Origin of the sequence: Streptomyces sp. JH34, assembly GCF_029428875.1 — a bacterium.
Lineage (GTDB): Bacteria > Actinomycetota > Actinomycetes > Streptomycetales > Streptomycetaceae > Streptomyces.
Genome location: NZ_JAJSOO010000001.1, coordinates 2,152,077 through 2,176,210, shown reverse-complemented (window position 1 = coordinate 2,176,210; position 24,134 = coordinate 2,152,077). Strand labels below are relative to the sequence as shown.

Sequence of the window (24,134 nt, the reverse complement as noted above, 5' to 3'; positions counted from 1 at the left end):
ACGGGCTATGACTGAGACCTCCCAGCGCCCCCTCCGTGTGCTCGCCGCCATGTCGGGCGGAGTCGACTCCGCCGTCGCGGCGGCCCGAGCCGCCGAGGCAGGCCACGACGTGACCGGTGTGCACCTCGCCCTCTCCGCGAACCCGCAGTCCTTCCGTACGGGCGCGCGCGGCTGTTGCACCATCGAGGACTCCCGGGACGCCCGCCGCGCCGCGGACGTCATCGGTATCCCGTTCTACGTCTGGGATCTGGCGGAACGCTTCCGTGAGGACGTCGTGGACGACTTCGTCGCGGAGTACGAGGCGGGGCGCACGCCCAACCCCTGCCTGCGCTGCAACGAGAAGATCAAGTTCGCCGCGCTGCTCGACAAGGCCCTGGCCCTCGGCTTCGACGCGGTGTGCACCGGCCACTACGCCACGGTCGTGGTGAAGGACGACGGCACCCGCGAGATGCACCGCGCCTCGGACATGGCCAAGGACCAGAGCTACGTCCTCGGCGTCCTGGACGAGAAGCAGCTCGCCCACGCGATGTTCCCGCTCGGTGACACCCTCACCACCAAGGACGAGATCCGCGCCGAGGCCGAGCGCCGCGGCCTGGCGGTCGCCAAGAAGCCCGACAGCCACGACATCTGCTTCATCGCGGACGGCGACACCCAGGGCTTCCTGGCCGGCCGTCTCGGCGGCCCGGCGGAGGGCGACATCCTCGACGAGTCCGGCGCGAAGGTGGGCACCCACGAGGGCGCCTTCGGCTTCACCATCGGTCAGCGCAAGGGCCTGCGCATCGGCCACCCGGCCCCCGACGGCAAGCCCCGCTACGTCCTGGACATCTCCCCGGTGAACAACACGGTGACGGTCGGCCCGGCCGAGGCCCTGGACGTCACGGCACTGACGGCGATCAAGCCCCGCTGGTGCGGCACGGCCCCCTCCGGCCCGGGCACGTACACCGCCCAGCTCCGCGCCCACGGCGGCGAGACCGAGGTGACGGCGGAGCTCGTCGACGGCACCCTGTCGGTCACCTTCACCGAGCCGGTCCGGGGTGTCGCACCGGGCCAGGCTGTCGTGCTCTACGACGGGACGCGGGTCGTCGGCTCGGCGACGATCGCGACGACGGTGCGGCGTGAGAAGGCGGCGGCGGCCGGCTGACGGCCGCGCGGGTCACGTCCGACCCCTGTACGGACGTGACCCGCACGACGACGTCACGACACCCGGCCGGCGAACACCTCCCGGGCGAAGAACTCCGCCAGCACCGGCGCGATCGCATGCGGTGCCAGCTCGCGCGTCTGGCCGGTCAGAGTGCGCTGCCTGGCGCGCGGGACCGCCGCCGCGAGGGCCAGGCTCGTCCGCCGCGCCCCCTCGGTGCTGAAGCCGCCCGTCAGGACGAGGGTGCGCGCGGTGACCGAGCCGAACCTCTCGACGGGCACCGAGCCGTCGCCCAGCAGGGCGTCGTCGTACGCGAGGGTGTGGGCCACCGCTTCGAGACCGGACCACAGCGGGGTGCGGCGCATGCGGGCGACCGTCTCCTCCGGGATCCCGGTCCGGGACAGGTACAGCTCGACGGCCCCGGCCCGGTCGCCCTTCGCCAGCAGCCGGTGCAGCAGCGCCGTGCAGCGGGACTTGTACAGCAGGCCGGAGGGGCCCGGGGTGTACGGCGGCTGGTAGACCGCGAGCAGGTCCACGGGCAGCCCCGCAGCCTGCGCCTCCAGGGCCAGCGCCCCGCCCGACAGCATGCCGAACAGCGAGACGCGCCCGCCCGCCGCGGCCGCGACCGCCGCCAGGTCCTCGATCTCGCGGCGGAGCGCGTACGGGCCGCCGTCCCCGCTCGCCCCGCGCCCCCGCCGGTCGTACGTGACAACCGTGAGGCGTGGGGCCAGCAGGGCGGCCAGCGGCGCCTCGTCGGCCGCGGTGCTCAACGCCCCGCCGACCAGGATCACCGGTGGCCCGTCACCGCGGCGGCGGAACGCGATCGACGTGCCGTCACGGGAGAGAGTCTTGTCCATGTGAGGGTGGACCGCCGGGGCGCGCGGAACTCATCGCCCGTGCGGAAAATATCTTGTGACGGTCAGTCGGGCACCACGTCCGTGGCGTAGAAGCAGTAGTGGTCCCTGATCGCGGCGACGTCCCCCTTGGGCTCCGGATAGGCCCAGACGAGGTCCGCGGCACCGGGCAGCGACCAGTACGACGCGTCCCCCTTGAACGGACAGTGCGTACGGGTGTCCGAGGGTGACAACAACTCCGTACGGACGTCCTCGGGCGGCAGGTAGTAACGGTCCGGACAGCCCGTCTCGCGCAGCACCAGCGGGCGGCGGCTCTCGGCGAGCACCTGCCCGTCGTGCACGGCGCGCACGTGCGTGGCGGAGGGTTCGACGGTGATGGTGTGTCCTGTGATGGAGGCCATACCGGGTTCAGCCCCGTGGAACGCGGGTTTCTTCCCGCACCGGGGGGCGGTCGTACGGTGTTCGCATGAACATCTGTGTCTTCCTCTCCGCAGCCGACCTCGACGACCGCTACACCGTGCCCGCCCGCGAGTTCGCGGAACTGCTGGGCAGGGGTGGACACACCCTGGTCTGGGGCGGGTCGGAGAGCGGGCTGATGAAGGTCGTCGCCGACGGGGTCCAGGAGTCCGGCGGCCGGCTCGTCGGGGTGTCGGTGGACTTCCTGGCGGCCAAGGCGCGGACGGACGCCGACGAGATGGTGATCGCCAAGGACCTGGCCGAGCGCAAGGCGCTGCTCCTGGAGAAGTCCGACGCCATCGTGATCATGGTCGGCGGCACGGGGACCCTCGACGAGGCCACGGAGATCCTGGAACTGAAGAAGCACGGCAAGCACACCAAGCCCGTCGTCCTGCTGAACACCGCCGGGTTCTACGACGGCCTGCGCCAGCAGTTCCAGCGCATGGAGGACGAGGGCTTCCTGCCGCTGCCCCTCACCGAGCTGGTCTTCTTCGCCAAGGACGGCGTCGGCGCGCTGGCCTACCTGGAGGAGTCGGCAGGCTTGCTCTGATGCGGGCACGCCCTGGTGCGAGCATGGGGGCATGCCTACTCATCTCATCACCGGCGCCGGTTCCGGCATCGGCGCCGCAGTCGCCCGACGTCTCCTGGAACGCGGCGACGAACTCGTGCTGCTGGCCCGGGACGCCGGACGCGCCAAGGAACTCGCCGCCCTCCACCCCGGGGCCCGCACGCTCGTCGGCGACCTCGGCAATCCCGACCGTCTCTCCTGGGCGTTCGGCCACCAGCCGATGCCCGAGCGCCTCGACTCGCTGCTGCACGTCGCGGGCGTCGTCGAGCTCGGCAAGATCGGCGATCTGACCCCCAAGGCCTGGCACCACCAGCTCAACACCAACCTGGTCTCCCCGGCCGAGCTGACGCGTCTGATGCTGCCGCAGCTCCGCGTCGCTCAGGGCCACGTCGTCCTCGTGAACTCCGGGGCGGGACTCGCGGCCCACGCCGAGTGGGGCGCGTACGCGGCGAGCAAGCACGGGCTCAAGGCGCTCGCCGACTCGCTGCGCCACGAGGAGCACGGCAACGGCGTGAGGGTCACCTCCGTCTACCCGGGCCGCACCGCCAGCCCCATGCAGGCCAAGGTCCACCAGCAGGAGGGCAAGGAGTACGACGCCTCGCGCTGGATCGACCCGGAGTCCGTGGCCACCACGATCCTGCTGGCCCTCGATCTTCCGCGCGACGCCGAGATCAACGACCTGACGGTCCGCCCCGGCCGCTGAGAGGCCGTGCCTCCGGGCCCGTAGGCTTTCCGCGTGAGCGAGAAGAGCGGGTTCAGCGCGAGTGCAGCCACCGGGATCGGGTCCATGCCGGGGGGAGACGCCAGGGAAGCGGCCAAGACCGTCACCGGGTCCTTCGCCGACGGCCAGGGCATGCCCTACCTGGCGGAGCTGCCCGCACGGGGCCCCGGTGCGGACATGACCGGGCGGACCGTCGGTCTGCTCGTCGAGATGTACGGCCACGTCGAGCCCAGCGGCTGGCGGATCAGCGACCGCCCCGGCCGCGACACCCGTCGGGCCCGCTCCTGGCTGGGCGAGGACCTCGACGCGCTGGAGGAGTTCACCCAGGGCTACGAGGGGCCGCTGAAGGTCCAGGCCGTCGGCCCCTGGACCCTCGCAGCCGGGCTGGAACTGCGGGGCGGCGAGGCCATGCTGGGTGACCCGGGGGCCTGCCGTGACCTGGCGGGTTCGCTGGCCGAGGGCCTGCGCTCCCACCTGGCCGAGGTACGGCGCAGGGTCCCCGGCGCCGAGGTCGTGCTCCAGCTCGACGAACCCTCCCTGACCGCGGTTCTGCGGGGCCGGATCAGGTCGGCGAGCGGCTACCGCACCTACCGTGCCGTGGACCGCCAGGTCGTCGAGGCGACGCTGCGCGACGTGCTCGCGGTGAACGGCGAGGGACTCACCGCGGTCCACTCCTGCGCGCCGGAGGTGCCGTTCGCGCTGCTCCGCCGGGCGGGGGCGGACGCCGTGTCCTTCGACTTCTCCCTGCTCACCGAGCGTGAGGAGGAAGCGATCGGGGAGGCCGTCGAAGGCGGTACCCAGCTTTTCCTCGGCGTGGTTCCCGGCGTGGACGCCGCCTCGACCGCATTGTCGGACCCGGGCGGTAGCGTCAAGGAGGTCAGGACGTTGTGGAGCAGGCTGGGTCTGAATCCGGGGACTCTCAGCGAGTCCGTCGTGATCACCCCGTCCTGCGGTCTGGCGGGGGCGTCGCCCGCGTACGCGCGCGCCGCGCTCGCCCACTGCGCCCGGGCCGCGAGGTCGCTCGCGGACAACCCTGAGTAACGCGGGTCGTGGAGTCAACGGGGCAACGGGAGGAACAGGCGATGGCCGGCGAACAGCAGGCGGGGCAGCTGACCGGTGTGCCGGCGGAGGTGCGCGAACAGCACGCACTTCTGGCCGAGCAGATCGAGGAGCACCGCTTCCGGTACTACGTGAAGGACCAGCCGGTCGTCGACGACGCCGAGTTCGACCGGCAGATGCGCGCGCTGGAGGCCATCGAGGACGAACATCCCGAGCTGCGCACACCGGACTCGCCGACCCAGAAGGTCGCGGGTCCCTACACCACGGACTTCACCTCCGTCGAACACCGTGAGCGTCTGCTCTCCCTGGACAACGCCTTCGACGACGGGGAGCTCGCCGCCTGGGCCGAGCGCGTGGCCAAGGACGTGGGCAGGGGCGGATACCACTTCCTGTGCGAGCTCAAGGTGGACGGCCTCGCCGTCAACCTCACCTACGAGCACGGCAGGCTGACCCGCGCGGCGACCCGCGGCGACGGGCGGACGGGGGAGGACATCACCCCCAACGTCCGCACGATCGCGGAGATCCCGCTCCGCCTCGAGGGCGACGACATCCCCGCGCTCGTCGAGATCCGCGGCGAGGTCTTCTTCCCGATGGAGGCCTTCGAAGGGCTCAACGCCCGGCTGGTCGAGGCCGGCGACAAGCCCTTCGCCAACCCGCGCAACGCGGCGGCCGGATCACTGCGGCAGAAGGACCCGAAGGTCACCGCCACCCGCCCGCTGCACATGGTGGTCCACGGCATCGGCGCCCGCGAGGGCCTCGACATCGACCGGCTCTCCCAGGCGTACGACCTGCTCAGGGAGTGGGGTCTGCCGACCGCCAGGCACAACAAGGTCGTGGAGTCCCTCGACGAGGTCCGGGAGTTCATCGCCTGGTTCGGTGAGAACCGTCAGTCCGTCGAGCACGAGATCGACGGCGTGGTCGTCAAGCTCGACGAGATCCCGCTGCAGGGCAGGCTGGGCTCCACCTCGCGCGCGCCGCGCTGGGCGATCGCCTGGAAGTACGCCCCGCAGGAGGTCAACACCAAGCTGGTCAACATCCGCGTCGGCGTCGGACGCACCGGACGGGTCACGCCGTACGCCCAGGTCGAGCCGGTCGAGGTGGCGGGATCGGAGGTCGAGTTCGCCACCCTGCACAACCAGAACGTGGTGAAGGCCAAGGGTGTCCTCATCGGGGACACGGTGGTGCTCCGCAAGGCGGGCGACGTCATCCCGGAGATCCTCGGACCGGTCGTCGACCTGCGGGACGGCAGCGAGCGTGAGTTCGTCATGCCGTCCGAGTGCCCGGAGTGCGGGACGCCGCTGCGCCCGATGAAGGAGGCAGACATCGACCTCCGCTGCCCCAACGCACGATCCTGTCCCGCCCAGTTGAGGGAGCGCCTGGCCTATCTCGCGGGTCGCAAGTGCCTGGACATCGACCACTTCGGCTATGTGGCCGCCGCGGCCCTGACCAAGCCGCTGGAGCCCGAGGAGCCGCCCCTGCTGGACGAGGGGGACCTCTTCGGTCTGACGGTGGACCAGCTGCTGCCCATCCGGGCGTACGTCCTGGACCCGGACAGCGGACTGCCCAAGCGCGACCCGAAGACGGGCGAGGAGAAGATCGCCACGGTCTTCGCCAACCAGCAGGGCGAGCCGAAGAAGAACGCCCTCGGCATGCTGGAGGGCATCGCGGCGGCCAGGCAGGCCCCGCTCGCCCGGATCCTCACCGGGCTCTCGATCCGGCACGTGGGGCCGGTGGCCGCCGTCGAACTCGCCCGGCAGTTCCGGTCCGTCGACCGGATCGACGAGGCGTCGGAGGAGGAACTCGCCGCGGCGGACGGGGTGGGGCCCATCATCGCCGCCTCGGTCAAACAGTGGTTCGCCGAGGACTGGCACCGCGAGATCCTGCGCAAGTGGCGCGAGGCCGGGGTCCGGATGGAGGACGAGGGCGCGGGCGAGGACGAGGGGCCGCGCCCCCTGGAGGGCCTCACCGTCGTGGTCACCGGCACGCTGACCACGCACACCAGGGACGGCGCCAAGGACGCGCTCCAGGCCCTGGGGGCGAAGGTCACCGGTTCCGTCTCGAAGAAGACCTCCTTCGTGGTGGTCGGCGACAACCCCGGGTCGAAGTACGACAAGGCGATGCAGCTGAAGGTGCCCGTCCTCGACGAGGAGGGCTTCGCCGTGCTCCTCGAACAGGGGCCGGACGCGGCCCGGGAGGCCGCCGTACCCGCCGAGGCGTGATCGAGGCGCGATCGAGACACGTCGGATCGCGTGGTCGGGAGCGAGGGGGGAAGTATGCCGACGAGGCGGGCGGGAGAGGGCCGGTGCGGCCCGCCCGCATCACCTGTTCGGCGCTTACCAGACAGCCGGGGGTGCCAGGACCGCATTCGGGCAAGACCTGCAGAGCGCTGCCCGCGGCGGCCGTCGTCGGCCTACTGTTGAACGAGCACCTGCCGTGCCCGGCCGCGTGGTGGGATTCGGTTCGTGGTGGCATGGGGGCGGGGCCACCGCGGGACATCGGCACCGCCGGCTGTGAGAGGGACGGAATGAAACCGACCGAGAGCGCCGCACCGGTGTCGCGGCTGCAAGGTTTCGCGGGCCTCACGTCCGGAGTGGGCGCCGTCGTCGTGGCGGTCGCCGCGCTGCAGCTCGCGACCGGGTTCTACCGGACGGTCGACGACGGACACGCGCTCTTCCCGTCCGGCCCCGCGGGCTGGTCGCTCGCCGTTCTCACCGGGATCATCGTGGGTCATCTGGTCGCCCTCGGCCGCGACCGCTGGTGGGGCGGCACCGGTTCCGGCGCGGCCCTCACCCTCGCCGTCCTGCTGCTCTACGGCTGGGTGGCCGCCGGACTGGTCAGCCTCGTCGTCGTGGTGCTCGTCGGTGCGGCCAGACGGCACCGGTGGTGGCAGGGGTTGTTGCACGGCGCCGTGGACATCCTCGGCATCGGGGCGGCCGCGCTCGTCCTGGCCGCCTTCGGTGAGGTGCCGAGCGTCGAGACGCCCCGGCAGCCACTCCACTGGGGCATCGAGGCCGTACCGGAAGTGCTCCTCGCCGCCGGCACGTACCTGCTCGTCACCCGTGTCCTGCTCTGGTACGCCAGGGCCTCGCAGACCGGCGGGCTGCCGGCCGTCGCCCGTACGGCACTGCTGCGCCAGGGACTCGTCGCGGTCGCCCTGATCGGCATCGCTCCGCTGATCTGCGTGGTGGCATCGGCCACGCCGGTGCTGCTACCGCTCTTCGCCGTCCCGCTGATCGCCCTGGACTCCACGCTCTGGATAGCCCGCGCGCGGGCCGAGGAGCAGCTGAGGGACCCGCTCACCGGCCTGCCCAACCGTCAGTGGCTCCTGGAGAGGACGTGGACGGCGCTGGAGGAGGCGGACGGCACCGGCGTGCGGTCCGCCCTCGTCCTCATCGACCTCGACCGGTTCCGGGCCGTGAACGACACCCTCGGCCACCTCGCCGGCGACCGGCTCCTGCTCCAGATCGCGGAGCGCCTGCGGCTCGCGCTGCCGCGCGGAGCGGAGGCCGCGCGGCTCGGTGGCGACGAGTTCGCCGTGCTGCTGCCGACGGCCGACTCGATCACCAGCGCCCAGCGCATCGCGCGCCATCTGGTCGCCGAGCTCTCCTCGCCCCTCGACCTCGACGGACTCACCCTGGTGCTGGAGGCCAGCGCGGGGGTCGCCGTCCATCCCGACCACGCGCTGGACGCCGAAGGCTTGCTCAGGCGGGCGGACGTGGCCATGTACCAGGCCAAGCGGGACCGCACGGGTGTGGAGGTCTACGAGTCCAAGCGCGACAGCAACACCCCGGACCGGCTCGGCCTGCTGGGCGACCTGCGCCGTGCCCTGGACGCCCGCGAGGTGGAACTCCACTACCAGCCCAAGGTCCGCTTCGACGGGCAGGTCGCCGGGCTCGAAGCGCTGGTGCGCTGGGTGCACCCGGAACGCGGACGGGTCCCCCCGGACGAGTTCATCGCGATCGCGGAGTCCTCCGGGCTGATGCCCCACCTCACCGAATACGTGCTGGAGACCGCGCTCGCCCAGGTGGCACGGTGGCGGGCGCAGGGTCTGCTCGTCCCCGTCGCCGTCAACGTCTCGCCGCGCGACGTCCACACCCCGGGCTTCGCGGGCAGCGTCGCCGCGCGGCTCGCCCGGCACGGTGTCCCGGCCGGCGCGCTGCAACTGGAGATCACCGAGCACGTCCTGCTGGAGGACCCCCAGCGGGCCGCCGACACCCTGGCGGGACTCACCGGGCACGGGGTGAAGATGTCCCTCGACGACTTCGGCACCGGCTACTCCTCCCTCGTACACCTGCGCAGACTGCCGGTCAGCGAGCTCAAGATCGACCGGTCGTTCGTGGCGCGGCTGGCCGTGGACAACGAGGACGCCGAGATCGTCCGCTGCACCATCGACCTGGCCCACTCGCTGGGGCTGATCGTCGTCGCCGAGGGTGTCGAGGACGACGAGACCTGGGAGCGGCTGCGGGACCTGCGCTGCGACGCGGTGCAGGGGTGGCTCGTCGCGGCGGCCATGCCGCCGCAGGAGGCGACGGCCTGGCTGCGTGCCCGGGGCGAGCACGGATGGCGGAGGCCGTCGGAGCTGGAGGCCGCGGCCGCGCAGGCGGCGGCACCCGAGCCGGCGCCCAGTTCGACGCACGCGTTCAATCCCGGACCGGCCACGGCCTGAGGCCCTCGGCGGTCCGGACGGCACGGCTCCCAGGTCACGGCCGGTGACAGTCCTGCCCTATTTGTCCTCAATCAGCAGCCGGGCTCGATCCGTCCGCCGCAGAGGTGTCCGGAGACCCCATAGGATTGGGCCAAAACCACACACCAACCCCTGAGGATCGCTGCATGCCTGGCATCACGCGCGAGGAGGTCGCCCACCTCGCCCGGCTGGCGCGTCTGGAGCTGAAGGGCGAAGAGCTCGAGCACTTCGCCGGTCAGCTCGACGACATCATCGGCGCGGTCGCCCGCGTCTCCGAGGTCGCCGACCAAGACGTACCGCCGACCTCCCACCCGCTGCCGCTGACCAACGTCATGCGGGCGGACGAGGTCCGTCCGTCGCTCACCCCCGAGCAGGCGCTCTCCGGCGCCCCGGCCCAGGAGCAGCAGCGTTTCAAGGTGCCGCAGATCCTGGGGGAGGACTAACAGCCATGACGGACATCAGCACCATCATCAAGCTCACCGCGGCTGAGATCGCCGCGAAGATCGCCTCCGGCGAGCTGACGGCCGTCGAGGTCACCGAGGCCCACCTGGCCCGGATCGAGGCCATCGACGAGAAGGTCCACGCCTTCCTGCACATCGACCGCGAGGGCGCGCTCGCGCAGGCCCGTGCCGTCGACGCCAAGCGTGAGGCGGGCGAGAAGCTCGGCCCGCTGGCCGGCGTCCCGCTCGCGCTCAAGGACATCTTCACCACGCAGGACATGCCGACCACCGTCGGCTCGAAGATCCTCGAGGGCTGGGTCCCGCCGTACGACGCGACCCTCACGAAGAAGCTGAAGGCGGCCGACGTCGTCATCCTCGGCAAGACCAACATGGACGAGTTCGCCATGGGGTCCTCCACCGAGAACAGCGCGTACGGCCCGACCGGGAACCCCTGGGACCTCACCCGCATCCCGGGCGGCTCCGGCGGCGGTTCCTCCGCCGCGCTGGCCTCCTTCGAGGCGCCGCTCGCCATCGGCACGGACACCGGCGGCTCCATCCGCCAGCCCGCCGCCGTCACCGGCACCGTCGGCGTCAAGCCCACCTACGGCGGGGTCTCCCGCTACGGCATGGTCGCCTTCTCTTCCTCCCTCGACCAGGGCGGCCCCTGTGCCCGCACGGTCCTGGACGCGGCCCTGCTGCACGAGGTCATCGGCGGCCACGACCCGCTCGACTCGACGTCCATCGACGCACCGGTCCCGCCGGTCGTCGAGGCCGCGCGCAACGGCTCCGTCCAGGGCATGCGCGTCGGTGTGGTCAAGCAGTTCGCGGGCGAGGGCTACCAGGCCGGTGTCGTCCAGCGCTTCAACGAGTCCGTGGAACTGCTGAAGTCCCTCGGCGCCACGGTCGTCGAGCTGGACTGCCCGTCCTTCGACCTCGCTCTTTCGGCGTACTACCTGATCGCGCCGTCCGAGTGCTCCTCGAACCTGGCGCGCTTCGACGCCATGCGCTACGGCCTGCGGGTCGGCGACGACGGCACGCGCTCCGCCGAGGACGTCACGGCGCTCACCCGCGAGGCGGGCTTCGGCGACGAGGTCAAGCGCCGCATCATCCTCGGTACGTACGCGCTGAGCTCCGGCTACTACGACGCGTACTACGGCTCGGCGCAGAAGGTCCGCACCCTCATCACCCAGGACTTCGAGAAGGCGTTCGAGCAGGTGGACGTCATCGTCTCGCCGACCACGCCCACCACCGCCTTCCCGATCGGCGAGCGCGCCGACGACCCGATGGCGATGTACCTCGCGGACCTGTGCACCATTCCGACCAACCTGGCCGGCAACTCCGCCATGTCGCTGCCCTGCGGCCTGGCACCGGAGGACGGCCTGCCGGTCGGACTGCAGATCATCGCCCCCGCCATGAAGGACGACCGGCTGTACAAGGTCGGAGCCGCCGTCGAGGCCGCTTTCGTGGAAAAGTGGGGGCACCCGCTGCTTGAGGAGGCTCCGTCACTGTGAGTGCAATGGCAAAGAAGGCCAAGAACTTCAAGAAGTCCAAGTCCGGCGTGTACGTGTCCCTGGGCAGCACCGCCTTCGGTGCGCTCAGCGTCGTCAAGCAGGCGAGGATGGCCCGCCAGGACAAGGACACGCTGCGGCTCATCGACGCCGCCGTATCCGCCGCCGCGATCGTGACCGGACTCGCGATCCTCTACCGCGAGCTCAAGCGTCTCGGCGACGACGACGTCCTGCTGGGCTGAGAGGGAAAGTTTCATCGTGACTGTCATCGACCTGGAGTCGTACGAGGATGCCCTCGCGACGTACGACCCCGTCATGGGCCTCGAGGTCCATGTGGAGCTCGGCACCAGGACCAAGATGTTCTGCGGCTGCTCCACCGAGCTCAAGCAGGACGCGAACTCGCAGACCTGCCCGGTCTGCCTCGGGCTTCCGGGCGCGCTTCCGGTCGTCAACGAGATCGGCGTCGAGTCCGCCATCAAGATCGGGCTCGCGCTGAACTGCGAGATCGCCGAGTGGTGCCGCTTCGCCCGGAAGAACTACTTCTATCCGGACATGCCGAAGAACTTCCAGACCTCCCAGTACGACGAGCCGATCGCCTTCGACGGTTATCTGGACGTCCAGCTGGAGGACGGTGAGATCTTCCGCGTGCAGATCGAGCGCGCCCACATGGAGGAGGACACCGGCAAGTCGACGCACGTCGGCGGTGCCACCGGCCGTATCCACGGCGCCTCCCACTCGCTGCTCGACTACAACCGCGCGGGTATCCCGCTCATCGAGATCGTCACCAAGCCGATCGAGGGAGCCGGAGCACGCGCCCCCGAGGTCGCCAAGGCGTACGTCGCCGAACTCCGTGAGCTCATCAAGGCCCTCGGCGTCTCGGAGGCCCGGATGGAGATGGGCCAGATGCGCTGCGACGTGAACCTGTCGCTGCGTCCGCACGGCCGCGAGACGTTCGGCACGCGCTCCGAGACGAAGAACGTCAACTCGCTGCGCTCCGTCGAGCGTGCCGCCCGCTTCGAGATCCAGCGCCACGCCGCGGTGCTGAACTCCGGCGGGACGATCGTGCAGGAGACCCGGCACTTCCACGAGGAGGACGGCTCCACCACGGCCGGCCGCATCAAGGACAACGCCGAGGACTACCGCTACTTCCCCGAGCCGGACCTGGTTCCGGTCGCCCCTTCCCGCGACTGGGTCGAGGAGCTCCGCAAGGAACTGCCCGAGCTGCCCCGGCTGCGTCGCAAGCGGCTGAAGGAGGAGTGGGGTGTCAACGAGCACGACATGCAGTCCATCCTCAACGCCGGCGCGGTCGACCTGATCGTCGCCACGACGGACGCGGGCGCGCCCTCCGACCAGGCCCGCAAGTGGTGGATGGGTGAGCTCGCCCGTAACGCCAACGAGACCGGCCGCAGCCTGGACGAGCTGCCGGTCACCCCGGCGCAGGTCGCCCGGGTGGCCCAGCTCGTGGCCTCCGGGGACCTCAACGACAAGCTGGCGCGCCAGGTCCTCGAGGGTGTCCTCGCGGGCGAGGGCGACCCGGACACCGTCGTCGAGAAGCGCGGTCTGAAGGTCGTCTCCGACGAGGGCGCCCTGGGCACCGCCGTCGACGAGGCGATCGCGGCCAACGCGGCGATCGCCGACAAGATCCGCGGCGGCAAGGTCGCGGCGGCCGGCGCGCTCGTGGGCGCGGTCATGAAGGCCACCCGCGGCCAGGCGGACGCGGCGCGTGTGCGTGAGCTGATCCTGGAGAAGCTCGGCGTCGAGGGCTGATTGCCGGCACGCCCTGGGGGCGGTGCACCCGTTGACCGGGGGCACCGCCCCTTCGCGTTGCCCGGTGGGCCCTCCCCGTGCCCGCTCCGGAAGCCGCCGCCGTCGTCGTCGCCGCGAATCCCCGGAGGATCCGCTCGACGGCTCGCGCAGACGTTCACCGCCAGGCCCTGCGGCGGTCTTCCCGTCGCCACCCGGCGTGACTAGCTTCCCAGGCGTAGACACGGAACCGGGAGGCTCACTTGACGACGGACATGTCACGGCGGCGGCTCTTCGCGCTCGGGGGCGGCGCGCTCGGCGCCGCGGCGGCGGGATCGTTCCTGCCACCGTCGCTCCAGGCGGCGATCGCCGCGGGGCCCGCGGCCGGGCGGCCCGGCCGCGCGGGGCTGGACGCCATCGAGCACGTGGTGATCCTGATGCAGGAGAACCGTTCCTTCGACCATTACTTCGGGACGCTGCGCGGGGTGCGCGGCTTCGGAGACCGGAACGCGATCGAACTCCCGTCCGGCAGAACGGTCTTCGAGCAGCCGGGGCCGTCGGGCACCACCGTCCTGCCGTTCCCCGTGCGCGGGGCGGCGCAGGCGCAGAAGGAGGACCTGCAGTACATCGGCGCCCTCGACCACTCGTGGAGCGGCGGCGCCAAGGCGTGGTCCGAAGGCTGGATGGACGGCTGGGTCACCGCGAAGACCGCCGCGACCATGGCGTACTACGACCGCGGCGACATCCCGCTGCACCACGAACTCGCCGACACCTTCACGGTCTGCGACGCCTACCACTCCTCGATCCACAGCTCCACCAGCCCGAACCGCAACCACCTGTGGAGCGGCAGGACGGGTGACGAGGCCGACGGCAGGCGTGCCGTGGGCAACGACGCGTACGACGAGGGCACCCACCCCGGATACGACTGGGGCACGTACGCCGAGCGGCTCGAGAAGGCCGGGCGGAGCTGGAAGACCTACACGGAGTGGGAGAACTTCACCGACAACCAGATCGAGTTCTTCGCCACCTTCAAGGCCGTCGCCCGCAAGGCGCTGGCCAGGACCGGCGGGCACACGTACATGGAGTCCTTCTACGCCACCGTGCGGGACGCGGACGGTGAGGGCGAGCGCGAGCGGCTGCTCGGTCTGCTCGACGAGGGCGTCGCCGCACTGACCCCCGCCGAGCGCAGCTTGTTCGAGCGCGGGCTGCGCCGGGTCCCCACGGGCACGCTCGCCGACGAGTTCGCCCGGGACGTGGCGGCGGGGACGCTGCCCGAGGTCTCCTACCTGGTCCCCTCCGCGGTGGACTCCGAGCACCCGAGCGTCTCCTCGCCGGTGCACAGCGCGACCATCGTCTACAAGGTCCTGGACGCGCTCGGCAGGCACCCCGACGTATGGCGCCGGACCGTCGTCCTCATCAACTACGACGAGAACGACGGCTTCTTCGACCACGTGCCGCCGCCGGTCGCCCCTCCCGAGGTGACCGAGGAGCACTGGGAGGGCCGCCCCACAGGGCTGGGCGTGCGGGTGCCGCTGCTGGTCGTCTCCCCCTGGTCGGTCGGCGGGTACGTCTGCTCCGAGGTCTTCGACCACACCTCCGTGATCCGTCTCCTGGAGCGGTGGACGGGGGTGGAGGAACCCAACATCGGGACCTGGCGGCGCCAGGTCACCGGCGACCTCACCTCGGCCTTCGACTTCACCCGTGCGCGGAGGCAGCCTGAGACCGGACTCCCCGCCGCGATACCCACGTTCGGCGGACGCTGGCAGCCGAAGCCGCCGGCTGTCCAGCACATGCCCGTCCAGGAGCCGGGCACCCGCCCGGCCCGGCCCCTGCCGTACCAGCCCGACGCCAGGGCGACGCACGTGGACGGAGGACTGCGGGTCGACCTCAGCAACACCGGCCGGTCCTCGGCGCACTTCGCCCTCTACCCCTACGCCGATGAGTTCCCCGCTCCGCGGCATCTGGACGTCAGGCGCACGGGACGGTGGACGGTGCCGCTGAGCGGTGAGGGGTACCGCTTCACGGTCACCGGGCCGAACGGCTTCCGGCGGGAGTTCGAAGGTGCGGCCGACGGCGGCGCCGAGGTCTCCTCCCGCATCGACGCCCATGAGCGCGACCTGCACCTCACCCTGCGCAACAACGGCAGGCGGACGCTGACCTTCACCGTGCGGCCCCTCGGATACGTCGACGAGGACGACCTGCGGGACTGGAGCCGGACCGTCAAGGTCAAGCCGGGCCGCAGCCGCACGGTCGCGCACTCGGCGGCCGACGCCCACGGCTGGTACGACCTCGTGGTGACGGCGGACGAGGCGGGCTCCTTCCGGCGCCGGCTGACGGGCCACATCGAGAACGGCAGGACGAGCGTCTCCGGCTGACGCGGGGACGGGGGTGGGGGAGCAGCGAGGCCGGGTGGGCGGTGAGGCCGGATCCGCGGACGGGGCGGAAGTCAAGCCATGTGACCATGCACACGAAAGCGGCAAAAGCTCACGAACGGCTGACAGAGTGAGGCTCTCAGGTCATGCGACTTCGCGGGATGTCCACGCATATCCCCCTACGGTCCACGAACCCCAGGAGCACGTCCGTTGGCCGCCATCGCCCGCTGGTGCCTCACGCACCGCCTCGCCGCCGTCCTCATCTGGCTGGTCGCCCTCGGGGGCGTGGCCACAGCCGCGGGGTTCGCGGGGCCCGCGTACTCCGACGACTACGAGGTGCCGGGCACCGAGTCGGGCCGCGCCGGCGAGCTCCTGCAGGCCGGGTTCAAGGACCTCGGCGGTGACACCGCCACCGTCGTCTGGCACACCGCCGACTCCACCGTCCGCGACGGGGACGTCGAGCGGACGATGACCAGGACCCTGCAGGCGATCGGCACGCTGCCCGGAGTCGGCGACGTCACCGGTCCCTACGGAGAGACGCCGTCAGGGCAGATCAGCGGCGACGGACGCACCGCCTACGCGACGGTCACCTTCGACCACAGAGCGGGAGAGATACCGCCGGGGCAGGCCCAGGCCGTCGCCGACACCGCTCAGGAAGCCGCCGGGGAGGGGCTCCAGGTCGAGCTCGGCGGCACCGCCGTCGCCGCGACCGAGGCGCCCGCCCTGCACCTGAGCGAGGCCGTCGGGGTAGCCGTCGCCGCGGTCGTCCTCTTCCTCGCCTTCGGGTCGCTCGCGGCCAGCCTGCTGCCCATCGCCACCGCCCTCGTCTCCGTCGGCACGGCCTACGCGGGCATCGTGCTGCTCGGCCACGTCATGACCGTCGCCGACTTCGCGCCGATGCTCGGCATGCTCATCGGGCTCGGCGTCGGGATCGACTACGCCCTCTTCATCGTCACCCGGCACCGGCGGGGGCTGCGGCGGGGTCTGCCCGTGCACGAAGCGGCGCGGAACGCCGTCGCGACCACGGGCCGCGCAGTCGTGTTCGCCGGAGCCACCGTCTGCGTCGCGCTGCTGGGCATGCTGGTCCTGCGCCTGGGCTTCCTGAACGGGGTCGCGATCGCCGCCTCCCTCACGGTGGTGCTCACCGTCGCGGCCTCCGTGACGCTGCTGCCCGCACTGCTCTCCCTCATAGGCATGCGCGCCCTGAGCCGGCGTGAGCGAGCGCGGCTCGCCGAACACGGCCCGCTGAGCGAACGGGCCACCGGCTTCGCCGCCCGGTGGTCGGCCTTCGTCGAGCGGCGGCCCCGGCTGCTGGGAGCGGCCGCCGCCGCCGTCATGGCGGTCCTCGCGGTGCCCACCCTCTTCCTGCACCTGGGCACCTCCGACCAGGGCAACAACCCGGCCACGGCCACCACCCGCCAGGCGTACGACCTGCTGGCCGACGGGTTCGGCCCCGGCGTCAACGGGCCGCTGACCGTAGCTGCGCACCTCGACGGAGCGGACGACAGGCTCGCCCTCGACGGCCTGCCGGCGGTGCTGAGGGGCACCGACGGAGTCGCCTCGGTGAGTCCGCTCACGTTCAACGGCAGCGGCGACACCGCGTTCCTCACCGTCGTACCCGAGACCGCGCCTCAGTCCCAGCGGACCAGCGAACTCGTCGACCGGCTGCGTGACGACGTCCTGCCGCCCGTCGGCGACACGACCTCGCTCCGGACGCACGTGGGCGGGGTGACCGCCGGCTACGACGACTTCGCGGAGATCATCATCGGCAAGCTGCCGCTCTTCGTCGGGGTGGTCGTCGGGCTGGGCTGTCTGCTCCTGCTGCTGGCGTTCCGGTCGCTCGCCGTGCCCCTCAAGGCCGCCGTGATGAACGTGGCGGCCGTGGCCGCCTCCTTCGGCGTCGTCGTCGCCGTCTTCCAGTGGGGGTGGGGGAGCGAACTGCTCGGGCTCGGCAGCGCGGGCCCCATCGAGCCCTTCCTCCCCGTGATCATGGTCTCGGTGCTCTTCGGGCTGTCGATGGACTACCAGGTCTTCCTCGTCGGCCGCATGTACGAGGAGTGGCTCGAGACCGGGGACAACCGCAGGTCGGTGCGGGTCGGACTGGCCGAGACCGGGCGCGTCATCAACTCCGCCGCGGTGATCATGATCTCGGTCTTCCTCGCCTTCGTCCTCAGCGGCGACCGCGTCATCGCCATGTTCGGCATCGCGCTGGCCGCCGCCGTCGCACTCGACGCCTTCGTCCTGCGCACCCTGCTGGTACCCGCGCTGATGCACCTGCTCGGAGGCGCGAACTGGTGGCTGCCCGCCCGGCTCGACCGGCTCCTTCCGCGCATCAGCATCGAGCCGCCGGACCGCACGGTGCCGCGTGCGACAATCCCGGCAGGGCGCACCGACGAGGCCGGCCGACCCGTCCAGCGCGTTCACTGAGCCGCGCGAGAACGAGGAGTACCACGGTGTTCACAGTGTCACTGGGGGACGACGGGGCGGAACTCCGTCCGCTCGAGCCCTGGCAGGCGGAGGAGTTCCTGGCCCACATGGACCGGGCGCGGGCGCTGGTCGACCCCTGGATCCCGTTCGCCTCGGCCGCCACGGACCACACCTCCGCGAGGGCGCTGCTCCAGCGGTACGCGGACAAGCAGGCGGCAGACACCGGACGGCTCTACGGCATCTGGCTCGACGGCACCCTGGTCGGCGGCGTCCTCTTCCGCATGTTCGAGGCGGAGAACGGCAACTGTGAGATCGGATGCTGGCTGGAGGCCGCCGCGGAGGGCCGGGGCCTCGTCACCCGTGCGTCCAGGGCGCTGATCGACTGGGCCGTCGACGTGCGGGGCATGCACCGGGTGGAGTGGGTCGCCTCCTCCGCCAACAGGCGCAGCGTCGCGGTGGCCGAGCGGCTCGGTATGACCCGTGAAGGTGTGCTCCGTGAGGCGTATCCGTACCGCGGTAAGCGTCACGACGAGGAGATCTGGGCCGTTCTCGCACCCGAATGGCGTAAGGGACGGGGCTGAGGGGCCCAGTGTTAAGGAGGTTCTCATGGAGGACCCCTAGCGTGCGGCGCATGAACACCTCCCCCTCCACTTCGACCACCGACGACACCGAGGAGAAGAAGGCGGCGAACGGGACCGCCACCGCACCGGACGCGCCCACCGCACCGAGCGTGACGAAGCAGGCCGGCTCCCCGGAGGACGCTGTTCCGGACGGCGTCGCACCGGGCGTGACCGCATCCGACGTGACCGCCATGGACGTGGACGCGACGGACGCGGCCGCGGAGGACGGCCTGGAGGTCGATCTGACGCCCGACCCGCACGCCGACGCCGAAGCCGCCGCGGCCACCGGAGTCGGAACCGGCGCGGCGGCCGTGGTGGCCGCCGGACTCGGCATCGTCTCGCTGTCGGGCGCGTGGACCGGCCGCGTGGCGGCCGAGCGCGAGACCCTGATGGGCCAGATCAAGACCTCCGGCGGTGGCAGCGCCGCCCAACAGATCTCCGAGATCTACGGCGACGCCTGGCACAGCACCGCTCTCGTCAACGGGATCTTCGCGCTGCTCGCGCTGCTCGTCGGCGTCTTCGTCCTGGTCCGGCCCGCCTTCGGCACTCCGTCCCTCCTCCCGCAGGCCGGCTGGGTACGCTCCGTCGCCGTGGCCGGCATCTCGCTCGGGGCGCTCGGACTGCTGATCTCCGTAGGCATGTTCTTCGACCTCTTCGTCGCCCTGCCGTCCGCCGCCGGGGGCTGAGGCCCCCGACGCGACCGGACTAAGGCATCCGTCGCACGGGACTAAGGCACACCGCCCGCGGAGATGCGGCACTCGCCCGATGCGACGGCATCCCTCGGCGTACGAGAGTGGGGGCACGGCACGAAGCCGTGCCCCCACTCTCGTCACGCACCAGGGAGACGACCATGTACGAGTACGAACTGCACCAGCTCAACGTCGCCGAGCTGATCCGCAGGGCCGAGCAGCAGCGCACCGCCCGCCGCGCGGCGCTCGCCCTCCGCGCCGCCCGACGCGCAGAACGCCACGACGGTGAAGGGCGGGTGGGCAAGAACCGGAGTCGGTTCGTCCGTGCCGCGTGACGACGGACGGCGGCGTAAATCGGTAGCCGGGGTGTCGCACGCCTATGCGATGCTCGGCGACGTGGAGACCAACACCGTCAGTCCCGTCTTCGTCGGCCGGGCCGGAGAGTTCGCCGCGCTCACCGATTCGCTCGCCCGCGCCGCCGCCGGAGAGCCACAGGCCCTGCTCCTCGGCGGTGAAGCGGGCGTCGGCAAGACGCGCCTGGTCGAGGAGTTCCTCGCGGCGGCGTGCCGCCGCGAGGCCGTCGTGGCCGTCGGCGGATGCGTGGAGATCGGGGCTGACGGTCTGCCCTACGCCCCGTTCGCCACGGCGCTGCGGTCCCTGCGCCGAGCGCTGCCCGACGAACTGACCGAGGCGCTGGCCGGACAGGAGGGCGAACTCGCCCGGCTGCTGCCCGAACTGGGCGAGGCCGACCGCTCGCCGAACGACGAGCACGGCACCGCCCGGCTCTTCGAACTCGCCGCCCGCCTGCTGGAACGCATCTCCACGGACCGCACGGTCGTTCTCGTGCTCGAGGACCTGCACTGGGCGGACACCTCCACACGCCATCTGCTCGCCTATCTCTTCCGCACCCTGCGCAACGGCCGCCTCGTCGTCGTCGCCACGTACCGTGCCGACGACGTCCACCGCCGCCACCCCCTGCGGCCGCTCATCGCGGAACTCGACCGGCTCCGTACGGTCCGCCGCATCGAACTCGACCGCTTCAGCCGCGCGGAGGTCGGCCGGCAGCTCACCGGCATCCTCGCGATGGTCCCCGACGCGGCACTGGTCGACGACATCTTCGACCGCTCCGACGGCAACGCCTTCTTCGTGGAGGAACTCGCCCGCAGCGTGGAGTGCTGCGGTGACAGCTCCGGGCTCTCCGACTCCCTGCGCGACCTGCTCCTGGTCCGCGTCGAGGCACTGCCCGAGAACGCGCAGCGGATCGCCCGGATCGTCGCCGAGGGCGGCTCCACGGTCGAGCACCCGCTCCTCGCCGCCGTCGCCGGCCTCACCGAGGACGACCTCGACGAAGCACTGCGCGCGGCGGTCGGCGCCAACCTCCTGCTGCCGTCCCCCGACACCGACGGCTACCGCTTCCGGCACTCCCTGGTCCGCGAGGCCGTCAGCGACGACCTGCTGCCCGGCGAACGCACCCGTCTCAACCGCCGTTACGCGGAAGCGCTGGAGGGGGACCCGTCGCTCGTGCGCACCGACGAGCGCGCCGCACGCCTCGCCAGCTACTGGTACGCGGCCCACGACGCGGTCAAGGCGCTGCCCGCCGTGCTCCAGGCAGCGGTGGAGGCCAGGAGCCGCTACGCGTACAGCGAGCAACTCCGCCTGCTGGAGCGCGCCATGGAGCTCTGGGACGACGTCCCCGACGCGGTACGCGCGACCCTGCGACCCCTGGACCACGCCGAGGCGTACCCCGGGTGCGGATGCGAGCCGTCCGAGGACCCGCTCCGCTATCTCGACCTGATGGCGGAGGCGACCGTGGCCGCGCGCTTCGGCGGAGACCGTGAACGGGCCCTGACCCTGGCGAAGAAGGCCCTGCGGCTCCTGGACGGCGGCGGGGACCCGCTGCGCGCCGCGTGGTTCTGGGTGCAGCGTTCCCTGATGATGCAGAGCCTCTCCCGCGGCGACGGCCGGCAGGAACTGGCCACCGCCGAGGACCTGGTACGAGGGCTGCGGCCGTCCGCCGTGCACGCCGACGTCCTGGCGAACGTCGCGAGCTGGGGCGCCCTCCACCGGCCCGGGGCCGAGACCCTGGTCGCGGCCGACCGGGCGGTGGAGTACGCCCGGCTCGTCGGTCAGGAGTCCATCGAGCTGCACGCCCGGCTCACCCGCGGCTGGCTCACGATCGACGCCGGCGACGTCGAGGAGGGCCTGGCCGAGATGTACGCCGTCCGGGAGCGCGCCGAGGAACTGAACCTGGTGAGCGTCACGAGCCGAGCCGCCATCAACCTGCCGTCGTCACTCGAGTCCACCGGCCGCTCCCTGGAGGCGGTGGCGGCCGCCGACCACGGCATCGAGATCTGCCACCGCCACGGACTCCCCGAGTCCGAGGCCTGGGTACGGGCCAACCAGGCGCAGTCGCTCTTCTCCCTGGGGCACTGGGACGAGAGCCTGGCGGCGGCCGAGGCCGCGGCGCCGCTCGCCCGGTCCCGCAAGTCGAACGGGCTCGTAGCGGCCCGGCGTGCCGATCTGGCCCTCGCGCGCGGCGACTTCGACGTGGCCGCGGAGCAACTGGCTCTGAACCGGCGTCACCTCGGTCTCCACGATCCTCAGCCGCAGCACCTGATCTGCCCGGTCCGGCACGCCATGACCCTCGCTGCCCACCAGGGAAGGCTCCTCGAGGCAAGGGCCGCGTTCGAGGCGCAGTCCGACACCCGCCTGCCACCGGGCACCCAGCGGTACGCCCTGCCGCTGCTCCGCGCCGCCGCCGCGATCGAGTCCGACGCACGCGGGCTGCCCGCCACGGACCCCGGACGGCCCGCGATCCTCGAGCGGATCCGGGGCCACCTCGGACGGCTGCCGATGCTGGTGCCCGTCTGGGCCGCCTACGGTGTGCTGATCGAGGCCGAACTGGCCCGCGCTGAAGGGACGGACACACCCGGCCACTGGCACAGGGCCGCCAGGGCCTTCGCCACGCTCCAGCGCCCCTACGAGCTGGCGCAGGTCCGCTACCGCTGGGCGGAGGCGGAACTGGCCGCCACCGGCGACCGGACGCCCGCGGCGGCCCTCCTGCGCGAAGCGCACGCGGTGGCGCTGCGGCTCGGCGCACGACCGCTCGTGGAGAACATCGAGCTGCTGGCCGGCCGGGGCCGCATCGCGCTCGCCGGGCGGGACGGCACCGTCGTGGACGAGGCCGCTCAGCCCGCCGAGCCCGGCCCCGCGGTGGACGTCGTCGAATCCTTCGGGCTGACCTCGCGGGAGCAGGAGGTGCACCGGCTGGTCGCGGCGGGATACACCAACCGCCGGATCGCGGAGGAGCTGTACATCTCACCCAAGACGGCCAGCGTGCACGTCTCCAACATCCTGGCCAAGCTGAGCGTCTCCAGCCGTGGGGAAGCGGCCGCACTGGCGCACCGGTTCCGGCTGTACACGGTGGGGTGAGGCCGGGACAGGGACACTGACCCGTCGGACCCGTCGGACCCGTCGGACCCGTCGGACCCGTCGGACCCGTCGGACCCGTCGGACCCGTCGGACCCGTCGGACCCGTCGGACCCGTCGGACCCGTCGGACCCGTCGGACCCGGCCGCCGACCGCAGGCCGACCCGGACCCGGCCGTGCCCGACAGCGCTCGGACCGCCCCCGCTACGTCACCTTCAGCAGCAGGATCCGGTCGTCGCCCGGCTTCACGGTGCCACGGCCGTCCGTGTTGCTCGTGACCAGCCAGAGCTTGTCGCCGCCCGCGGCGAGCACCGTGCGGAGCCGGCCGTACTTCCCCTCCAGGAAGGCCTGGGGATCGGCGAGGGGTTCGCCGCCGGCCTTCCCCGACAGCGGGATCCGCCAGAGCCGCTCGCCCCGCAGTCCCGCCATCCAGATCGATCCCTCGGCGTACGCGATGCCGCTCGGCGAGGCCTCCGAGGTCTTCCACTGGGCCACCGGATCGACGAACCCGGGCGTGCCTTCCTTCCCCTCGGCGTCGGGCCAGCCGTAGTTCTTGCCCGGCTCGATCAGATTCAGCTCGTCCCAGGTGTTCTGGCCGAATTCGGAGGCCCAGAGCCGCTTCCCGCTGTCCCAGGCCAGCCCCTGAACATTGCGGTGTCCGTAGGAATAGACCACCGAGTCGCCCTCGGGATTGCCGTGCACTGGCTCGCCGTCGGGCGTCATACGCAGGATCTTGCCCGAGGGGGACGACTTGTCCTGGGCGAGACCCGTGTCCCCCGTCTCGCCCGTGCCCGCGTACAGCATGCGGTCGGGTCCGAACGCGATCCGCCCGCCGTTGTGGATGGAGCCCTTCGGGATGCCACGCAGGATGGTGTCCGGGGCACCCAGTTGCTGGCCGGGAGGCTTCTTCTCGTCGTACTGGAGGCGGGCGATCCGGTTGTCCGACTCAGTGGTGAAGTACGCGTAGACGAGATGGTCCGCGCCGAAGGTAGGGGCGACCGCGAGACCGAGCAGTCCGCCCTCGCCCGCCGGTGCGACCCCCGGGACCGAGCCCAGCAGGGTCTTCTCGCCGCTCTCCGCGTCGATGCGGGTGATCGTCGCCTCGTCCCGCGAGCCGACCAGCAGGTCGCCCCCGGGCAGCGCGGCGACGCCCCACGGGGACGCGAGGCCGTCCGTGAGGGTCTTCACCACCTCGACCGAGCCCTTGGCCGGAGGGAGGTCCGCCGACTGGCTCGCGGAGGCCGGGGCGGACGTGGTGCCCGCCCGGGGCGAGGACGCGTCCTCACCGGCCGCCGGCCCGTCGGCGGACGAGCAGGCGGACAGCAGGAGGGAGGCCGAGGCGAGCAGGGCCACCGCCCCCTTGCGCAGCACGGGAGTTTGCACAGCACCGATCCTTTCGACGGTCGCACGACTACTGTTCTTACAC

General features: G+C 71.9%; 19 protein-coding genes. 16 read left to right on the top strand and 3 right to left on the bottom strand.

The window, feature by feature from the left end; translation table 11 throughout:
• Positions 1–7 precede the first annotated feature (7 nt).
• Positions 8–1,141, top strand: coding sequence for a tRNA 2-thiouridine(34) synthase MnmA (gene mnmA / locus LWJ43_RS09350; RefSeq protein ID WP_277331823.1), 1,134 nt, complete (start codon positions 8–10; stop codon positions 1,139–1,141).
• Positions 1,142–1,194: 53 nt separating this feature from the next.
• Here the strand turns inward: mnmA and LWJ43_RS09345 are convergent, their stop codons facing one another.
• Together LWJ43_RS09345 and LWJ43_RS09340 are read right to left on the bottom strand one after the other, a co-directional pair.
• Positions 1,195–1,995 carry an alpha/beta fold hydrolase gene (locus tag LWJ43_RS09345; RefSeq protein ID WP_277331822.1) on the bottom strand — a complete coding sequence of 267 codons (801 nt, stop codon included), beginning with the start codon at positions 1,993–1,995 and terminating at the stop codon, positions 1,195–1,197.
• Positions 1,996–2,057: 62 nt separating this feature from the next.
• Positions 2,058–2,393, bottom strand: coding sequence for a DUF427 domain-containing protein (locus LWJ43_RS09340; protein WP_277331821.1), 336 nt, complete (start codon positions 2,391–2,393; stop codon positions 2,058–2,060).
• 65 nt (positions 2,394–2,458) lie between these two features.
• Here LWJ43_RS09340 and LWJ43_RS09335 point away from each other — a divergent pair, with 65 nt between their 5' ends.
• The 15 genes from LWJ43_RS09335 to LWJ43_RS09265 all read left to right on the top strand — a co-directional run bounded on the left by LWJ43_RS09335 (position 2,459) and on the right by LWJ43_RS09265 (position 22,711).
• Positions 2,459–2,998 carry an LOG family protein gene (locus LWJ43_RS09335; protein WP_277331820.1) on the top strand — a complete coding sequence of 180 codons (540 nt, stop codon included), beginning with the start codon at positions 2,459–2,461 and terminating at the stop codon, positions 2,996–2,998.
• A 31-nt stretch (positions 2,999–3,029) separates the two neighbouring features.
• Entirely contained in the window at positions 3,030–3,719 is a 690-nt protein-coding gene (locus LWJ43_RS09330) for an SDR family oxidoreductase (RefSeq protein ID WP_205022959.1), read from the top strand.
• A gap of 33 nt (positions 3,720–3,752) precedes the next feature.
• Entirely contained in the window at positions 3,753–4,778 is a 1,026-nt protein-coding gene (locus tag LWJ43_RS09325; protein WP_277331819.1) for a methionine synthase, read from the top strand.
• A gap of 41 nt (positions 4,779–4,819) precedes the next feature.
• Complete coding sequence (gene ligA / locus LWJ43_RS09320) at positions 4,820–7,015, top strand: NAD-dependent DNA ligase LigA (protein ID WP_277331818.1); 2,196 nt, start codon at positions 4,820–4,822, stop codon at positions 7,013–7,015.
• Positions 7,016–7,320: 305 nt separating this feature from the next.
• Positions 7,321–9,462 carry a putative bifunctional diguanylate cyclase/phosphodiesterase gene (locus LWJ43_RS09315; protein WP_277331817.1) on the top strand — a complete coding sequence of 714 codons (2,142 nt, stop codon included), beginning with the start codon at positions 7,321–7,323 and terminating at the stop codon, positions 9,460–9,462.
• 164 nt (positions 9,463–9,626) lie between these two features.
• Positions 9,627–9,923, top strand: coding sequence for an Asp-tRNA(Asn)/Glu-tRNA(Gln) amidotransferase subunit GatC (gene gatC / locus LWJ43_RS09310; protein WP_014153935.1), 297 nt, complete (start codon positions 9,627–9,629; stop codon positions 9,921–9,923).
• Between the two features lie 5 nt (positions 9,924–9,928).
• A complete protein-coding gene (gene gatA / locus LWJ43_RS09305) occupies positions 9,929–11,431 on the top strand; it encodes an Asp-tRNA(Asn)/Glu-tRNA(Gln) amidotransferase subunit GatA (RefSeq protein ID WP_277331816.1) in 1,503 nt (500 codons plus the stop codon).
• Between the two features lie 5 nt (positions 11,432–11,436).
• On the top strand, positions 11,437–11,670 hold the full coding sequence (locus LWJ43_RS09300) for a hypothetical protein (protein ID WP_053929772.1): 234 nt from the start codon (positions 11,437–11,439) through the stop codon (positions 11,668–11,670).
• A 16-nt stretch (positions 11,671–11,686) separates the two neighbouring features.
• Positions 11,687–13,195: an Asp-tRNA(Asn)/Glu-tRNA(Gln) amidotransferase subunit GatB gene (gene gatB, locus LWJ43_RS09295; protein WP_277331815.1), complete on the top strand. Its 1,509-nt coding sequence runs from the start codon at positions 11,687–11,689 to the stop codon at positions 13,193–13,195.
• A 239-nt stretch (positions 13,196–13,434) separates the two neighbouring features.
• Positions 13,435–15,546: a phosphocholine-specific phospholipase C gene (locus LWJ43_RS09290; protein WP_277331814.1), complete on the top strand. Its 2,112-nt coding sequence runs from the start codon at positions 13,435–13,437 to the stop codon at positions 15,544–15,546.
• 207 nt (positions 15,547–15,753) lie between these two features.
• The gene (locus tag LWJ43_RS09285; protein WP_277331813.1) at positions 15,754–17,970 is read left to right on the top strand and encodes an MMPL family transporter; all 2,217 of its coding nucleotides are present in this window, start codon (positions 15,754–15,756) and stop codon (positions 17,968–17,970) included.
• A 26-nt stretch (positions 17,971–17,996) separates the two neighbouring features.
• Positions 17,997–18,551 (top strand): GNAT family N-acetyltransferase, encoded by a 555-nt coding sequence (locus LWJ43_RS09280; RefSeq protein ID WP_277331812.1) that lies wholly within the window; start codon positions 17,997–17,999, stop codon positions 18,549–18,551.
• 50 nt (positions 18,552–18,601) lie between these two features.
• Complete coding sequence (locus tag LWJ43_RS09275) at positions 18,602–19,276, top strand: hypothetical protein (protein WP_385450332.1); 675 nt, start codon at positions 18,602–18,604, stop codon at positions 19,274–19,276.
• A 164-nt stretch (positions 19,277–19,440) separates the two neighbouring features.
• A complete protein-coding gene (locus LWJ43_RS09270; RefSeq protein ID WP_277331810.1) occupies positions 19,441–19,614 on the top strand; it encodes a hypothetical protein in 174 nt (57 codons plus the stop codon).
• Positions 19,615–19,663: 49 nt separating this feature from the next.
• Positions 19,664–22,711: a helix-turn-helix transcriptional regulator gene (locus LWJ43_RS09265; protein ID WP_277335846.1), complete on the top strand. Its 3,048-nt coding sequence runs from the start codon at positions 19,664–19,666 to the stop codon at positions 22,709–22,711.
• Between the two features lie 201 nt (positions 22,712–22,912).
• On the opposite strand, the gene LWJ43_RS09260 is transcribed toward LWJ43_RS09265, so the two are convergent.
• Positions 22,913–24,091: a PQQ-dependent sugar dehydrogenase gene (locus LWJ43_RS09260; RefSeq protein WP_277331809.1), complete on the bottom strand. Its 1,179-nt coding sequence runs from the start codon at positions 24,089–24,091 to the stop codon at positions 22,913–22,915.
• Between the last annotated feature and the right edge of the window lie 43 nt (positions 24,092–24,134).

Excerpts from the sequence above, each read along its gene's own strand:
- ligA (WP_277331818.1), top strand. The coding sequence starts at position 4,820 with ATGGCCGGCGAACAGCAGGCGGGGCAGCTGACCGGTGTGCCGGCGGAG.
- LWJ43_RS09345 (WP_277331822.1), bottom strand. The coding sequence starts at position 1,995 with ATGGACAAGACTCTCTCCCGTGACGGCACGTCGATCGCGTTCCGCCGC.
- LWJ43_RS09340 (WP_277331821.1), bottom strand. The coding sequence starts at position 2,393 with ATGGCCTCCATCACAGGACACACCATCACCGTCGAACCCTCCGCCACG.
- LWJ43_RS09275 (WP_385450332.1), top strand. The coding sequence starts at position 18,602 with ATGAACACCTCCCCCTCCACTTCGACCACCGACGACACCGAGGAGAAG.
- mnmA (WP_277331823.1), top strand. The coding sequence starts at position 8 with ATGACTGAGACCTCCCAGCGCCCCCTCCGTGTGCTCGCCGCCATGTCG.
- LWJ43_RS09300 (WP_053929772.1), top strand. The coding sequence starts at position 11,437 with ATGGCAAAGAAGGCCAAGAACTTCAAGAAGTCCAAGTCCGGCGTGTAC.
- LWJ43_RS09330 (WP_205022959.1), top strand. The coding sequence starts at position 3,030 with ATGCCTACTCATCTCATCACCGGCGCCGGTTCCGGCATCGGCGCCGCA.
- LWJ43_RS09270 (WP_277331810.1), top strand. The coding sequence starts at position 19,441 with ATGTACGAGTACGAACTGCACCAGCTCAACGTCGCCGAGCTGATCCGC.
- LWJ43_RS09265 (WP_277335846.1), top strand. The coding sequence starts at position 19,664 with ATGCTCGGCGACGTGGAGACCAACACCGTCAGTCCCGTCTTCGTCGGC.
- LWJ43_RS09335 (WP_277331820.1), top strand. The coding sequence starts at position 2,459 with ATGAACATCTGTGTCTTCCTCTCCGCAGCCGACCTCGACGACCGCTAC.
- gatC (WP_014153935.1), top strand. The coding sequence starts at position 9,627 with ATGCCTGGCATCACGCGCGAGGAGGTCGCCCACCTCGCCCGGCTGGCG.
- LWJ43_RS09315 (WP_277331817.1), top strand. The coding sequence starts at position 7,321 with ATGAAACCGACCGAGAGCGCCGCACCGGTGTCGCGGCTGCAAGGTTTC.
- gatA (WP_277331816.1), top strand. The coding sequence starts at position 9,929 with ATGACGGACATCAGCACCATCATCAAGCTCACCGCGGCTGAGATCGCC.